This is a genomic window from Arthrobacter sp. E44, from assembly GCF_041877125.1.
Lineage (GTDB): Bacteria > Actinomycetota > Actinomycetes > Actinomycetales > Micrococcaceae > Arthrobacter.
In genome coordinates, this window is record NZ_JBHDJA010000004.1 from 142,120 (window position 1) to 157,119 (window position 15,000).

Here is a 15,000-nt window from a genome sequence, read left to right on the forward strand (position 1 = left end):
TCTGAGTGCCCGGTACTTGCCTGCGGGCCGCGCGCCTTGCCGACCCATCAATACTGATCGTTTGACACCGGTCGGGCGGCTAGCCGGTCCGGCGCTGGCAATACGTTTGTGATTCCAGCGCTTCCCATTCCCAGTTCCTGCAACGGGTCGGGTGGCAGGATGAAGGGCTGCGCGTAGAAGTCCTCCCACAGTGGATCTGTCGGGCATAGTTCGCCCGGCTCGAGCAGGTTTTGGCCGGGTGGATCTTCGGGTGGTGGATCGGCCCAATCAGGCATGCCCGCGAGCAGTTGCTGCCACTGTGGAGCGTCCACCGACATGGCAGCCACGATAGCTTCCGCCGGCAGGATTCCCGGTGGCCAGTGGGTGGGTTCTGGGTGGGGGTGTTCGGGTTTGTAGTGGCGGCCGGTGGGTGAGGTCCAGCCGGGTGATCTGTCTTCTGTTGCCGGCTCTGGTGTCCATTGGGTGTGGTGTTTGAGCCGGTGGTGTTTCGGGCAGAGCTGTGCCAGATTGCTGGCCCCGGTGGTTCCGCCGTGTTCCCAGGCCTGAAGGTGGTCGGTGTCGTTGTCCGGGGTGCCGTTGGTGCAGCCGGGGAAGGTGCATTTGCCGTCGCGCATCCTGATCCAGCGTTTGATGGTTTCGGTGAGCCGGTAGTTCTTCCGGCCGATCTCCAAGGGTGCCCCGTCTCTCGGGTCCACCAGGACCCGGTAGAAGGAGTCCGCCCCGTCGGCGACCAGTTTCCGGGCCATGGATGCCGGGATGGGCCCTAACCCGTCCAGCGTTGCGGGCTCATCCGTGAGTCCGAGGAGGGAGAACACCGGCACCGTGACCAGGACGTCGGCCCGCGGGGTGGGGACCTTGCCGGGTTCGCTTGCTGATCCAAGGAGCAGGGATGCTGCGATGTCGGGGCGGAGTTGGGTGATGGTGCGTGGTTCGTTGGGGCCTTGGAGGCCGCGGGCGGTGGCGGTGGTGCGGTTCCAGATGGCGCAGGCGGTGTCGCCGGGGAGGTAGAGCGAGACCCAGGCCATGCCGTCCCGGTCCGGGGTGTATTCCATCCGCCGGTCCGCCACCCCTTTGGCGTGGCGTTTCTGCAGTGTCTCGGGGTGGTGGCGTTCGCGCCAGGCGCGGACTTTGGCCCGGAAGCGGGAGGGGACGAGTTCGCCAGGGGCTGCGCCGCGGGCGGGGTGGGGTGCGTCGGGGTCGAAGAAGTGCGCCACCAGCGCAGCAGCACCGGCCGGATCAAGGCCCTCGGTTTCATCGGCGATAACCCTTGCGTGCTGCCAGGACATGGCCCCGGTGGCCAGGGCCTGGAACACCGGTGGCAGGGAGCAGATCTTCCGGGACTGCTCCACCAGAGCACCTGCGGCGGCGGAGCTGATGGTCAGGACCCCGGCGATCTCCTCCACGACGGACATCTCGGCGTAGGTGCGGTCCCGGACAGACGCGTCCGGCGGGGTCATGGCCTGCTGGAAGCCGACCGCCTCGGCTGCATCCCGTGCCTTCATCGCCGCGAGCTGCGCCTCCAACCGGGCCGCGAGTTCCAGCCGTTCCAGCCGGATCTCGTACCGCCGCCGCAGGACATCAACACCCGAACCAACACCAACCCCGGACGCCAGGTAAGAATCCTCCCGCTCCAGCACACTCATGGCGTCCAGCGCATCCAGGGCGGCCACAGAGGCATGAACACCTTCCACACCTGCCCCAACACCACTGATGACTGCCATAAAAGAATCATCCAATGAGGCACTGACATTTAGAGTGGGGGCGAGAGCAACGTCAAGCAGGCAGGACCCCAAGGGCCGGAAAGCCTGCTGCCTAGCCCCCAGCGAACGGCGGCAGCACGTCGACGACGTCGTCGGGACCCAGCACGGTTGCCTGGTCCCGCACGGCCACCTCATTGAGCAGGAAACTGCTGCGGGAAAGGATACTGGGCAGCGGGGGAGTCCCCGACGGAGGCTCCGGCCGCTCCACGGCCGCAACAGCCTCCAACAGATCCGCCACCGTGGCGCCGCCGGGCAGGTCGAACTTCTCCTCCTCGAAACCGGCGGCGGCGCGTGCGGCAGCAAAGTAGCGTACAAGCATTCCGGTCAGCCCCCGATGGCACTCATGCTGCGGTCCGGCTGGACGAAGTCCGGGGCGTCCAGTCCCACGTGGTCCATGCCGTGGGCTTTGGGTTTGATCCACATGGCGTCCTGCCACCGGTGCGCCAGCTCGGCGTCGCTCGCACCCGCGCGCAGCAGGCCCAGGAGGTCGTATTCCTCGCGCGAGAACAGGCAACTCATGATCTTGCCTTCGGCGGTGATCCTGGTGCGCCGGCAGTCGGAGCAGAAGGGCTCGGTGACGGAGGCGATAATCCCCACCGTTCCCAGCACGGGACCCTCCGGATCAGGAGAACCTGCCGCCCGCCGTCGTACTTCAAAGCGCTCCGCAGGGGCGCCGTCGCGTTCCCGCGGATCGGGACTGAGGACGAAGTCCCGGGACAGCAGCCCGCGGATCTCGGCGGCGGTCATCATGTTGCGGCGCGTCCAGCCGTGGTCGGCGTCGAGGGGCATCTGCTCGATGAACCGCAATTCGTACCCGCGCTCCAGGGCCCAGGCCAGCAGTTGCGGCGACTCGGCATCGTTGATCCCGCGCATCAGGACAGCGTTCAGCTTGACCGGTCCCAGCCCGGCAGCCCACGCGGCGTCAACACCGGCGAGGACCTGGTTCAGGAAGGGACGGCGGGTCAGCTTGGTGAACGTTTCCTCGTGCAGGGAATCAAGTGAGACGTTGATGCGCGTCAGCCCGGCATCCTTGAGCGCGGCCGCCTTTTTCGCCAGGCCAACGGCGTTGGTGGTCATGGAGATCGGAAGGTCCGGATGGTTGCGCCGCAGGGCTGCGATGATGTCCACCAGGTCGTGCCGGACCAGCGGCTCGCCGCCCGTCAGCCGCAGCTCCCGGACGCCCAGCTGATCCACGCCCACCTTGACGATCCGCACGATCTCTTCAGCGGACATGACTGCCTGCTTGGCCAACCACTCGAGGCCTTCGGCAGGCATGCAGTAGGTGCAGCGGAGGTTGCATTTGTCGGTCAGGGACAGCCTCATGTCCGTGGCGCGGCGGCCGTATCGGTCCGCCAGGCCGGCCGGTGCATCCGCGGGCCTGGCACGGGGAACGCCCGGCAGGGCCGATGCTGCTTCCTCCCGCGGCTGGGGCATGCCTAGCTGGACACTCATGAATTCAGGCTACGCCACCTTGAGCGGCACATCACACCCTGACCGGCCCGGCGTCACCCGGGTGCCACGAACCTATGCTGGGAGTTGTGAACAGTTCCGGGCACAGGTACGGGGCGGACGACGACGGCGGCGGCCTTCAGGGGCGGCCGGAACGTTCCGTCCGGCAACCGGGAGTCCCGCGCGCTAGGGTGCGGGACACAAGGGGGCGTTGGGCCGCTGCCGCCGGGATGGTGGCCGTCGCCGGCGGGGTCGCCGCGGGGGAGTTGCTGGCAGGATTCGCCAGCCCGTCCCTGTCCCCGTTGACCGGCGTCGGCGGAGTGGTGATCGATGCCGTTCCTCCCGGTGTGAAGGACTGGGCCATCTCCCTTTTCGGTACGGCCGATAAGGCTGCCCTGCTGACGGGCATGGCGCTGGTCATCGCCGGGCTGGCGGCACTGGCCGGAGTGCTTGAGTTCCGGAGGCGGTTCACTGGGGCCGTCCTGGCGGGCATCTTCGGCCTCGCCGGGGCTGCCGCAGTCCTGACGCGTTCCCAAGCGGCCCCGGTCGCACTCCTGCTTCCGCTTCTGGCCGCGGGTGCCGCCGTCGTGCTGTTGCGGCTCCTGGTGGGCAAGCTCGCGGCGTGGCAGTCAGCGGCCTCAACCCGCGACGGCGAAAGGACAGCAGATCCCACACCATCCCGGTCCCGCCGCAGCTTCCTCCAGGCCCTCGCCGGCACCGCGGCTTTGGCCGCCGTTGCCGGGGCCGTGGCGGGTATCTGGCGCGGTGCCGCCAACGCGGTCAGCGAAGCCAGGGCCCGCATCACCCTTCCAACGCCGGCATCTCCGGCGCCGCCAATCCCGGCGGCCGCGGAGTCCGGCGTGGCGGGAATGCCGCCGCTGGTCACGCCAAACCGTGACTTCTACCGGATCGATACAGCCCTCACCGTCCCGGCGGTCAACCCGGATACCTGGCTGCTCAAAGTCACCGGCATGGTGGCCCCGGGAGGTCCAGCTCTCCTTCGCGGACCTGATGGCCAAACCCCTGACCGAACGCCACATCACCATCGCCTGCGTCTCCAACAACGTGGGCGGCGACCTGATCGGCAACGCCCGCTGGCTGGGCTGGCCGGTCAGGGACCTGCTGGCACTGGCAGGACCGCAGCCGGGATCCGACATGGTGCTCTCGCGCAGCACCGACGGCTGGACCGCCGGAACGCCCCTGGAGGTGCTGACGGATAACCGGGATGCCCTGCTGGCCGTCGGCATGAACGGTGAACCACTGCCGCTGGAGCACGGCTTCCCCGTCCGGTTGGTTGTCCCCGGCCTTTACGGTTATGTTTCGGCAACCAAGTGGCTGACGGAACTCAAGGTCACCAGGTTTGCCGACGACGCCGGGTACTGGACCCCGCGGGGCTGGTCCGAGCGCGGACCCATCAAGACGTCGTCGCGGATCGACGTGCCGCGCAGCGGGCGCCCGGTCAGCCCGGGAACCGTTGTATTTGCCGGCGTCGCCTGGGCCCAGCACACCGGCATCGGGAAGGTGGAAGTGCGGCTCAACCGGGGGCCCTGGCGGGAAGCCGAGCTGGCGCCCGGCATCTCCGCCGACACTTGGTACCAGTGGAAGCTGACCGTCGACCTCACACCGGGGCAGTACGAAATCCAGGTCCGCGCGACCGACATGAACGGCCGGCCCCAGGATGAAACATCACGGCCGCCCGCGCCTGACGGGGCCACCGGATTCCACACGGTTAGAGTGGACGTGAAATCCTGACGGCCGCGACCAAAGGCGTACCCATGACCACTGCGCATCACGCCCCTGCGGGCAAGGCCCACAACGCCCGCTCCGTCGCCGCGCATCTGGCCGCAGTCACTGACCTCCTCGCCCCGCTGGCGGTAGAATCCCGCACTGAAGTTGTTCCCCTGCCTGATGCCCTGGGCCGGGCGCTGGTGCACGGACTCCTTGCTCCGCTCAGCCTTCCCCCCTTCGCCAACTCCCAGATGGACGGGTATGCCGTCCGTTCCGCGGACATCCCCGACGGCGGCGCTGAGCTGCGCATCATGCCTCCCATTCCCGCCGGGTCGAGCCCGCAGCCGCTTGGGCCGGGGGCTGCGGCGCCCATCATGACAGGTGCGATGATCCCGGCGGGGGCTGACGCCGTCGTACCTATTGAAAAATCGGTGCCTGACCACTTCCTTCCGGAGCAGGACGGCACTGTTGTGACGCTGCCTGCCACCGCCCCGGGAACGTACGTGCGCGCCGCCGGCAGCGACATTGCGGCAGGGGAGCGGGCGCTCGCCGCCAGAACCTGCCTGGGGCCGGCGCAACTGGGACTGCTCGCCGCCCTTGGCATAACGGAGGTGGAGGTGTACCGGGCGGTGACCGTCCTGCTCGTCACCACCGGGGACGAGGTAGTTGAACCGGGCCGGCCCCTGCCGGAGGGCAAGATCTACGACTCCAACGGAACCCTCCTGGAAGCGGCAATGACGCAGGCAGGGCTTCGCGTCCGCCGCGCCGGGATCTCCAACGACAACCCTGCGGAACTCCAGGCGCTACTGCGGACGGAAGGCCGGGACGCGGACCTGATCGTCACGACCGGCGGGGTCAGCAAGGGAGCCTACGAGGTGGTGCGGCAGGCCATGGCGGAACAACCGGTCGACTTCCTTCACGTCGCAATGCAGCCCGGTGGCCCCCAGGGAATCGGAACGTTCGACGGCGTCCCCTTCCTTGGGTTTCCCGGCAATCCTGTCAGCTGCCTGGTGTCCTTCGAGATGTTCCTCCGGCCCGCCCTGTCGACCTTGCTCGGGGCACCGGCGGCCCGGCTGCCCCTGCGCGCCCGCCTTGACCTTGAAGGGCAAGCCCAGCAACTCAGGTCCCCCGGGCCCAAACACCAGGTCCGGCGGGGCAGCCTGCAGCCGGACGGGACGGTACGGCTGGAAGGCGGCGAGAGCTCGCACCTGATGCACGCGCTGGCAGGTTCGAACGTCCTGGTCCACGTTCCTGCCGGCGTAACGGAACTCGCTGCCGGGGACGAGGTGGAAGTATGGATGCTGTGAACGCAGAACAGACCCCCGCCCTGACGCACCTGCGCCAGGACGGCAGCGCCCAGATGGTGGATGTTTCCGCCAAGGCAGAGACCACCCGGGAGGCGACGGCCACCGCCACGGTCCGGACCACCGCCGAAGTGATGCAGCTCCTGGGCACCGGCGGGCTCCCGAAGGGGGATGCACTGGCCGTTGCCCGCGTGGCCGGCATCATGGCCGCCAAGAAGACCCCGGACCTGATTCCGCTCTGCCATCCGCTGCCGCTGTCCAAGGTGACGGTCGACTTCGACCTTGGTCCGGCGGCCGTCACCATCAGCTCCACGGTGAAAACCCGCGGCGTCACCGGGGTGGAAATGGAGGCCCTAACGGCGGCCTCCGTGGCGGCGCTGAGCGTTTACGACATGATCAAGGCCGTGGACAAGCACGCGGTCCTGACGGATATCAAGGTGCTGGCCAAGAGCGGCGGCAAGAGCGGAGACTGGGCACTGTGACCACACCTTTCAGCGCGGCCGCCCCACATGTGCACGGCGAGGTACAGGGGCGGAAGGCCGGCGTCGTCGTTGCCTCCACCCGTGCGGCCGCCGGCATTTACGAAGACGAAACCGGCCCCGTGATTACAGACTGGCTCGCCGAGCATGGCTTTGACGTGTTCCCGGCCATGGTGGTCCCCGACGGTGACCCGGCAGGTGCCGCCATCAGGGCGCTCCTCACCCAGCACCCCGCCGTCATCATCACCAGCGGCGGCACCGGGCTAAGCCCCGACGACCGCACGCCGGATGTCACCCTGCCGCTCCTGGACCGGGAGATCCCCGGGATCATGGAGGCGATCAGGAGGGCGGGCGCTGCCAAAACCCCGCTCGCGTCCCTGAGCCGGGGTTACGCCGGCGCCGCAGGGCACACGTTCATCGTGAACCTGCCCGGTTCACCCAAGGGCGTCATGGACGGGCTCACCGTCCTGGACCCGCTGATCGGGCACCTCTGCGACCAGTTGGAAGGCGGACATGGGCACTGAAGCATTCGAAGTAGTAAGGGCAGTCCTGAGCCCGGACCCCATCTCTGTGGACCAGGCCATAGCGGCGGTGGAAAGCGACACCGCGGGCGCGGTGGTCAGCTTCAGCGGCGTGGTGCGCAACCACGACGGCGGCAAGGCTGTCCAGCGCCTCAGCTACAGCGCGCATCCCACGGCACACCAGGTGATGGCCGACGTCGTCGCCCGCCTTGTTGCCGAACAGGACCCGGAAGGGGATGCCGGGGCTGAACAGCCTGTCCGCATCTGGGCAGCACATCGCATCGGCATGCTGGAAATCGGCGACCCCGCGCTGGTGTGCGCCGTGTCCGCCGCGCACCGCGGCCAGGCCTTCGCCGTCTGCTCCGAACTCGTGGACCGCATCAAGGAACAGGTGCCCATTTGGAAGGAACAGTTCTTCTCCGACGGCACCGTGGAATGGGTAGGCGCAGGCGGCTGACCCACCGCGAGGTAACGCATGCCGCCCGGTTCCTGCACCAACCACCGCCGCCGGTAGGGTTAATGCCATGACCGAACAACACTCCGTTCCCAAGCTGGTGGCCGTCCTCGGCGCCACTGGACGCATGGGCGCCGAGGCCGTCAAGGCTATCGACGCCGCTCCCGACATGAAGCTCGTCGCAGCCCTCGGACGGGGTGACTCGCTGGAACAGCTGACCACCTCTGGTGCCCAGTACCTGGTGGACCTCACGGTCCCCGAAAGCACCGAAGCGAACGTCCGCTTCGCCGTCGAGCACGGAATCCACGCCGTGGTGGGCACCACCGGTTGGGACGTCGAACGCCTGTCCGCACTGGAATCCCTGCTGGCCGAGCACCCGGAGACGGGCGTCCTGATCGCGCCGAACTTCGCCCTCGGCTCCGTGTTGGCCTCCGCGTTCGCCGCGAAGGCGTCCAAGTACTTCGAATCGGTGGAGATCATCGAACTGCACCACCCGGACAAGGTGGATGCCCCTTCCGGCACCGCCGTCCGCACGGCACAGCTCATCGCTGCGGAACGTGCTTCTGCACAGGTGCCGCCCAGCCCCGATGCCACCACCAGTGAACGCGCCGGCGCCCGCGGCTGCGAAGTGGATGGCGTCCGCGTGCACAGCGTCCGGCTCCGCGGGCTCGTGGCACACCAGGAAGTGCTCCTGGGCGGTCCCGGTGAGCAGCTGACCCTCCGCCACGACTCCTTTGACCGTGCTTCCTTCATGCCGGGCGTGCTCCTGGGCGTGCGCAACGTTGCTGCACACCCCGGCCTCACCGTTGGCCTGGACGGTTACCTGGACCTGGGGCTTTAGGCCGTGAACGGGCTGGCAGCCGGCTTCCGGAAGAACCGCACCAAGATCTGGGTGGCAGCGGTAACGCTGTTGCTGGTGTTCTACCTGGTGGTGTCCTTCCAGCGCTCACTCCTGCTCCTGTCGGACAGCAACCTGACCGCCAAGGCCATCGGCGCCGCCTACCTGGTGCTGCCCATTGTTGGCGCCTGGGCCCTGATCCGCGAGCTGATGTTCGGTGCCCGCACGGAGCAAATGGCCAAGGTCCTGGAGGCCGAAGGCGGCCTGCCGGTGGACGAGCTCCCGCGCACGCCCGGCGGCCGGATCGTCCGGGCGGCTGCAGATGCCGAATTCGAAAAGTACCGGGCCGAGGCTGAGGCCGCTCCGGACGACTGGCGTTCATGGTTCCGGCTGAGCTGCGCCTACGATGCCGCCGGAGACCGCAAGCGTGCCCGGGCGTCCATGCGCGACGCCGTGAAGCTTTTCACCGCCGCGTCCTAGCTCGCAGGGCAGCCCTGCCCAACTGCCGTAATCGGCATTGCCGCCGCGATGGGCATTTCTGCCCATCGCGGTCTTTTGCCGTCCACGGTAGGTTGACTTAGTAAACACTCTTTAGCTTTGGGGGAAAGCATGAGGTTGGCCGCTGCCGTTGGCACTGTCCGCGCCACTGGGCTGCAGCATCTCCGGCCCGGCCCCCAACATCCCCACCCCTGTATTCCACACGCCGTCATTCCGCGTGCCCGGATGCCGGCGTAGCGCTGCACCCTGACCACCGCATGCCTCATCACCGCACCCTGATCACCGCCCCCTCGTCACCGCACAGAAGGACCACCAATGAGCCACCCGAATTACCCCCACCCGCAGCAGAACGGGCCGGCGGCGCCGCCCATTCCGCCGCCGCCGTCATCCTTTGGCGCGCAGCCCGCTTTCGAGGGGCAGCATCCGGCAGGTCCGCAGGGGGAATACCAGCCCGGGTCCTACGGCCAAGGGCCCTACCCGGATGCGCCGCGGAAGTCCTTCATGGTCACGTGGCTCCTTTCCCTCCTGCTGGGCACGTTTGGTGTGGACCGCTTCTACCTGGGCAAGATCGGCTCCGGCGTGGCGAAGCTGCTCACGGCCGGCGGTGCGGGTATCTGGGCGATTGTGGACCTGATCATGACCCTGACGGGAAACACCCGGGACAAGGACGGACGTCCGCTGGAGGGCTACCAGGAAAACAAGAAGAAGGCGTGGATCATCACTGCCGTCGTCTGGCTGATCAGCATTATCACCGGGATTTTGTTGACTATCGCGTCCATCGCCATGGTTGGTGCGGCCATTGACGCCCGGAAGGTTCCCGTTGCACCTGAACTTCCTTCGGCTTCCCAGGCCGCGCCTGCCCCCTCCAGCGGAAGCCCGACCGGCGGCAGCGCGGCCGGAGCGAACTCCATGGTGGCCACCGTGTCCGAGGGCAACACTGCGAAAGTCAGCGTTCTCGACTCCATTTACACGGACAAGATTCCCGGCATGGACTACATGGAGCCAAAGAACGGCGGTTTCCTTGCGGTGGAGGTTTCCTGGGAGACGCAAACCGGCACCAGCTTCTCCAGCCCCTCCAACTTCACGGTCCTTGATGCCGACGGCAAAGAGGGCGAGCAGGTGTACCTGGATGAGAAGCTGGGGCCCTTGCCCAGCGATGAGGTAAGCGCCGGTGATGCCCGCCAGGGGATCATTGCCTTCGACGTCAAAAAGGGTCCGGTCCAGGTTGTGGTATTCGATGACTACGGCGACAAGGCGGCCACCTTCACCCTGACTGCCCAGTAGCCGGACAACCCCCGTTAGGGGTTGAGAAAGGAACCCGCGCCCACATCACCTGGGCGCGGGTTCCTTGGCGTTAACTGGAAAACCCGGCCGATATGTGGAAGCCAGTCTTTCGATGGCTGACGGTCAGTACAGGGCTTTGAGGCCGCCCCGGCCCACCCGGCTCGCCGCGTGGGCCACCCATTCCAGCGGACCGCGCCACCCCAGCACGGCGAACACCATGCCGATGATGACGGCGGCCGCTGCATGGGCAAAGTACATGCCGTCCTCGGTCCAGCCCACGGGCAGGGGGTGGAGGTAGAAGCCGGAAATCACCCAGACGTGCACCGTGTACAAGGTCAGCGTCATGGCGCCTGCTCCCCGCAGCGGCAGCAGCAGGTCCAGGTCCACCCACTCGGCCAGCCGCCCCAGAAGCAGGCATGCCCCGATAGCCGCCGCCGCCACCGCTGAGGTGTGCAGCAGGTCAAGCGTGGTACCGGAGTGCGGTGCGGCCGACGCGAGCCACCACCACGAGCCCTCCTGCGACAGTCCTGCCAGGTTGACCTGCAGCACGCTCCCCAGCGGGTACCCCGGTGAGTTCAGGACTTTCTCCAGGGCGGCCCGGCCGCCCCAATCCTCCATCGCGGCTGTGCCCAGGGTCTTGGCGGCCACGGCCACCACCGTCCCGCCCACCAGCAGCAGGACGGGAACCAGTGCCTTACTGAGGACCAGGCGGCCGATGGCCAGCCCCACCAGCAGGTAGGACAGCCACTGCACCACCGGGTAATACCCGGTGAAGAACACGTCCGCGAGCAGCCTGGAAGGCGTCCCCAGGTCCTCCCAGTTCGGGTTGTGGCCCAGCTTCAGGGGCGGCTCGGGGGCAAGGAGCCAGGGCCGCAGCAGATAGGCCAGCACCGGCGACGCCAGGATCCAGCCGGCGGCCCACGCACACAGTCGCTTCACGCCGAGTCCCAGGAAAGGCAGGATGCACAGGAAAAGGACGGCGTAATGGACCAGGATGATGGCCACGTTCACTTCCAGGCTGCCCAGGGTAAGCCCGACGGCGGCAATCACCAGGGCGCGCAGCGCCACTCCACGCCGGGCCCCGGAGAGTTCGGCGCCCTGCAGGGGCATGTCCCTGCCCGTGGAGAGGGCAAGCCCGACGCCGGCCAGGACGGCGAAGAGCGCCGCGGCCCGCCCCGAGAACGTGAGGCCGATCCAGGTTGGGGTGAGGCTGGCGTTCGATTCGAACGTCGGCAGCAGGTGCGTGGCCATCATGCCCAACAGGGCCAGGCCACGGGCGGCGTCGATGCCCCGAAGGCGCCCCGGTTGTTGCCCGCCTGGGGTCTTCCGGGACCGGGTGGCCGGGGTTCGGGACGTCATGACCAGATCGTCTCACATGCACTGGCGGCGTTGCTGTCAAGCAGGCAACCACGGGGGAAGGGGAGCGCGGCAGTGCAGTGACCCTCTTGTTTTCGAATATATGTTCGAATAGCATGGCTGCATGAAGACGCCATCTACCGGAACCCCTTCGCCACGGGGATCCGACCAGCCGGGAAACCTGCACTCCGGAAAGCTGCAGTCAGGGAACCTTCGGGCCGGTCAATTACCGGCAGATTTCCGCCCTACTGGCCCTTCGGTTGACGCTCCTGGCGCCGACGGCGGGCTGCTGAAGGCAATGAGCCCCGGAGTGGTGGACTATCTCTTCCGCCAGCTCGTCTCAGGTCGTCCCGCCGAGGACGTCCAATGGGAGCGGGAGGGCATCAGCCTCGCGGCCCAGCCAGAGGGGGCCGAGCTGGCCCGGCGGCTGGCGGAAACCGACATCGATGCGCTGACGCCAACGGAGCTGTTCCACTATGTACGCGCTGCGCAACGGCTCGCGTCCTGGGCTGAGGACCTTCGGCAGGCCGCCGTCGGACGCTATTGCCACGCCGGAACAAACGCGCCCCGGCCCGGCGGGCACCGTATTTGACGCTCGTCACGCCCGTGGCATTGTCCTAACCAGCCGGGGACAGGGTAACGTTTTTTCCATGGCTGACTCTTCCGCGCACATCCCTGCCCTCGGTACCCTCCTGACCGCCATGGTCACGCCGTTCACCAAGGACGGCGCAGTGGATTACGACCAGGCGGCAGCGCTGGCCAGCAAGCTGGTCGACGACGGCTGCGACGGGCTGGTAGTCACGGGAACCACGGGGGAAACCTCCACACTGACGGACGAAGAGAACCTCGGCATGTTCCGCGCCGTCAAAGACGCCGTAGGCGGCCGAGCGGCGATCATTGCCGGTACCGGCACCAACGACACCGCGCACTCGGTCCACCTTTCCCAGCAGGCGGCAGCCCTCGGCGTCGACGGCCTCCTCCTGGTGACCCCTTACTACAACAAGCCCAGCCAGGCAGGTGTCCGCGCCCACTTCGAGACCATTGCGTCCGCCGTGGACGTACCCGTCATGCTCTACGACATCCCCGGCCGGTCCTCCATCCCCATCGAACCGGACACCATGATCCGGCTGGCGCAGCACCCCAACATCGTCGCTGTGAAGGACGCCAAGGCGGATTTTGTTGCCGCCACCCGCGTCATGGCGGAAACAGACCTCCTGTTCTACTCGGGCGATGACGGACTGACACTTCCCTGGATGGCCCTGGGCGCCGTCGGCCTGGTGGGCGTCACCACCCATGTCGCCACCCGCCGCTTCCGCGAACTCATCGACGCCGTCAACGCGAACGACCTCGGGACCGCCCGCAAGATCAACTTCGAGCTGCAGCCCGTGGTCCGCGCCACCATGACCCGCGTCCAGGGCGCCGTGGCGGCCAAACAGATTCTTAAATGGCAGGGAGTCCTGCCCAACTCGATTGTCCGTTTGCCCCTCGTGGAGCCGGACGAAACCGAGATCGAAACCATCCGCGGGGATTTGGCGGAAGCGGGGCTGGTCTTCTCCTGAGGCTAAGACCGGCACCCTTCCGCCTGGAAAGAAGTGCACTATGACCCAAACTGCCCTTACCGGCCTTGTCACCCCTCCGCGCCTGCCCCAGGGCACGCTGCGGATCGTCCCGCTTGGCGGGCTGGGGGAGATCGGCCGGAACATGGCCGTGTTCGAAATCGACGGCAAACTGCTGATCGTGGACTGCGGCGTCCTCTTTCCCGAGGAAACCCAGCCCGGCGTTGACCTGATCCTGCCGGACTTCTCCTACATTGAGGACCGGCTGGACGACGTCGTGGCGGTGGTCCTCACCCACGGCCACGAAGACCACATCGGCGCGGTGCCCTACCTGCTGAAGCTGCGCAACGACATCCCGTTGGTGGGATCGCAGCTGACCCTTGCCCTCATCGAAGCCAAGCTGCAGGAGCACCGCATCAGGCCCTACACGCTGACCGTCGAAGAGGGTCAGGTGGAAAAGTTCGGGCCCTTCGAATGCGAGTTCGTGGCTGTCAACCACTCCATCCCGGACGCTTTGGCCGTGTTCATCCGCACCGCGGGCGGCACCGTCCTGCACACCGGCGACTTCAAGATGGACCAGCTGCCGCTGGATGGCCGCATCACCGACCTCCGGCACTTCGCCAAGCTCGGCGAAGAAGGCGTGGACCTTTTCATGTCCGACTCCACCAACGCGGACGTCCCCGGATTCACTACGGCTGAGAAGGAAATCGGCCCGACCCTGGAGCGGCTTTTCGGCCAAGCCACCAAGCGCATCATCGTGGCCTCCTTTTCCTCCCACGTCCACCGCGTGCAGCAGGTGCTGGACGCGGCCGCCAAGCACAACCGCAAGGTGGCCTTCGTGGGCCGGTCCATGGTCCGCAACATGGCCATCGCCGAAAAACTGGGCTACCTCGACGTTCCCGCCGGACTGATTGTCGACATCAAGAACATCGACAACCTTCCCGACAACCGTGTAGTACTCATGTCCACCGGTTCCCAGGGTGAGCCCATGGCTGCCCTGTCCCGCATGGCAAACGGCGACCACCGGGTGGTGGTCGGCGACGGCGATACCGTCATCCTGGCCTCCAGCCTCATCCCGGGCAATGAGAACGCGGTGTTCCGGATCATCAACGGCCTGCTTAAGCTCGGCGCCGACGTGATCCATAAGGGCAACGCCAAGGTGCACGTCTCCGGCCACGCTGCGGCCGGCGAACTGCTGTACTGCTACAACATCCTCGAGCCGCTGAACGCCATGCCCGTACACGGTGAAACGCGCCACCTGATCGCCAACGGCAAGATTGCCATCGAGTCCGGGGTTCCGGAGGCCAGCGTCATCCTCGCGGACAACGGCAGCGTCATCGACCTGCGCGACCACCAGGCAGACATCGTGGGCCAGGTGGAGGTGGGCTTCGTCTACGTGGACGGCTCCAGCGTGGGCGAGATCACCGATGCCGACCTCAAGGACCGCCGCATCCTGGGTGACGAAGGGTTCATCTCCATCATCACGGTTATCCACCGTGCTACCGGCAAGGTGGTGTCCGGCCCGGAAATCCACGCCCGCGGCGTGGCCGAGGATGATTCCGTCTTCGACGACATCATCCCCAAGATCAACGCGGCCCTGGAGGAAGCAGTACAGAACCACGCCGACCACACCAGCCACCAGCTCCAGCAGGTGGTCCGCAGGGTCGTCGGCACGTGGGTCAACCGGAAGCTCCGCCGCAAGCCCATGATCATCCCCGTGGTGCTCGAAGCCTGAGAGCACCCGCACACTGGCTCCGGCCCGTACTCCCGCTG

At 67.1% G+C, this 15,000-nt stretch carries 14 protein-coding genes and 1 pseudogene; 11 read left to right on the plus strand and 4 right to left on the minus strand.

From position 1 onward, the window contains the following. Window positions 1–47 precede the first annotated feature (47 nt). The 3 genes from ACETK3_RS05735 to moaA all read right to left on the minus strand — a co-directional run bounded on the left by ACETK3_RS05735 (window position 48) and on the right by moaA (window position 3,212). Window positions 48–1,721: an HNH endonuclease signature motif containing protein gene (locus ACETK3_RS05735; RefSeq protein ID WP_237430207.1), complete on the minus strand. Its 1,674-nt coding sequence runs from the start codon at window positions 1,719–1,721 to the stop codon at window positions 48–50. Window positions 1,722–1,812: 91 nt separating this feature from the next. Next, the gene (locus tag ACETK3_RS05740) at window positions 1,813–2,079 is read right to left on the minus strand and encodes a MoaD/ThiS family protein (protein WP_236801917.1); all 267 of its coding nucleotides are present in this window, start codon (window positions 2,077–2,079) and stop codon (window positions 1,813–1,815) included. Window positions 2,080–2,084: 5 nt separating this feature from the next. After that, window positions 2,085–3,212 carry a GTP 3',8-cyclase MoaA gene (moaA, locus tag ACETK3_RS05745; protein WP_237430208.1) on the minus strand — a complete coding sequence of 376 codons (1,128 nt, stop codon included), beginning with the start codon at window positions 3,210–3,212 and terminating at the stop codon, window positions 2,085–2,087. Window positions 3,213–3,439: 227 nt separating this feature from the next. On the opposite strand from moaA, the pseudogene ACETK3_RS05750 reads away from it, so the two are divergent. The 8 genes and pseudogenes from ACETK3_RS05750 to ACETK3_RS05785 all read left to right on the plus strand — a co-directional run bounded on the left by ACETK3_RS05750 (window position 3,440) and on the right by ACETK3_RS05785 (window position 10,315). Then, window positions 3,440–4,961 (plus strand): annotated as a pseudogene (locus tag ACETK3_RS05750) (molybdopterin-dependent oxidoreductase). A 23-nt stretch (window positions 4,962–4,984) separates the two neighbouring features. Then, entirely contained in the window at window positions 4,985–6,244 is a 1,260-nt protein-coding gene (gene glp, locus ACETK3_RS05755) for a gephyrin-like molybdotransferase Glp (RefSeq protein ID WP_237430209.1), read from the plus strand. Beyond that, window positions 6,232–6,723 carry a cyclic pyranopterin monophosphate synthase MoaC gene (gene moaC / locus ACETK3_RS05760; protein WP_236821739.1) on the plus strand — a complete coding sequence of 164 codons (492 nt, stop codon included), beginning with the start codon at window positions 6,232–6,234 and terminating at the stop codon, window positions 6,721–6,723. The genes glp and moaC overlap by 13 nt, the downstream gene beginning before the upstream one ends. Further along, window positions 6,720–7,244 (plus strand): molybdenum cofactor biosynthesis protein B, encoded by a 525-nt coding sequence (locus ACETK3_RS05765; protein WP_236801921.1) that lies wholly within the window; start codon window positions 6,720–6,722, stop codon window positions 7,242–7,244. The genes moaC and ACETK3_RS05765 overlap by 4 nt, the downstream gene beginning before the upstream one ends. Further along, complete coding sequence (locus ACETK3_RS05770; RefSeq protein ID WP_236801922.1) at window positions 7,234–7,698, plus strand: molybdenum cofactor biosynthesis protein MoaE; 465 nt, start codon at window positions 7,234–7,236, stop codon at window positions 7,696–7,698. The genes ACETK3_RS05765 and ACETK3_RS05770 overlap by 11 nt, the downstream gene beginning before the upstream one ends. A 67-nt stretch (window positions 7,699–7,765) precedes the next feature. Beyond that, window positions 7,766–8,536 carry a 4-hydroxy-tetrahydrodipicolinate reductase gene (gene dapB / locus ACETK3_RS05775; RefSeq protein WP_373992639.1) on the plus strand — a complete coding sequence of 257 codons (771 nt, stop codon included), beginning with the start codon at window positions 7,766–7,768 and terminating at the stop codon, window positions 8,534–8,536. Between the two features lie 3 nt (window positions 8,537–8,539). Beyond that, on the plus strand, window positions 8,540–9,013 hold the full coding sequence (locus ACETK3_RS05780) for a hypothetical protein (RefSeq protein ID WP_236801924.1): 474 nt from the start codon (window positions 8,540–8,542) through the stop codon (window positions 9,011–9,013). A 333-nt stretch (window positions 9,014–9,346) separates the two neighbouring features. Further along, window positions 9,347–10,315, plus strand: coding sequence for a TM2 domain-containing protein (locus ACETK3_RS05785; protein ID WP_373992640.1), 969 nt, complete (start codon window positions 9,347–9,349; stop codon window positions 10,313–10,315). Between the two features lie 123 nt (window positions 10,316–10,438). Here ACETK3_RS05785 and ACETK3_RS05790 read toward each other — a convergent pair whose 3' ends face one another. Continuing rightward, window positions 10,439–11,674 (minus strand): heparan-alpha-glucosaminide N-acetyltransferase domain-containing protein, encoded by a 1,236-nt coding sequence (locus ACETK3_RS05790; RefSeq protein ID WP_373992641.1) that lies wholly within the window; start codon window positions 11,672–11,674, stop codon window positions 10,439–10,441. A gap of 121 nt (window positions 11,675–11,795) precedes the next feature. Between ACETK3_RS05790 and ACETK3_RS05795 the strand changes: the two genes are divergently transcribed. Genes ACETK3_RS05795 through ACETK3_RS05805 form a run of 3 tightly spaced genes read left to right on the plus strand, consistent with a single transcriptional unit; the run spans window position 11,796 to window position 14,962 of the window. Further along, on the plus strand, window positions 11,796–12,263 hold the full coding sequence (locus ACETK3_RS05795; protein WP_373992642.1) for a hypothetical protein: 468 nt from the start codon (window positions 11,796–11,798) through the stop codon (window positions 12,261–12,263). Between the two features lie 58 nt (window positions 12,264–12,321). Then, window positions 12,322–13,230, plus strand: a complete 909-nt coding sequence (gene dapA / locus ACETK3_RS05800; protein WP_236801928.1) for a 4-hydroxy-tetrahydrodipicolinate synthase — start codon at window positions 12,322–12,324, stop codon at window positions 13,228–13,230. A 40-nt stretch (window positions 13,231–13,270) separates the two neighbouring features. Further along, complete coding sequence (locus ACETK3_RS05805; protein ID WP_236821745.1) at window positions 13,271–14,962, plus strand: ribonuclease J; 1,692 nt, start codon at window positions 13,271–13,273, stop codon at window positions 14,960–14,962. Window positions 14,963–15,000 lie beyond the last annotated feature (38 nt).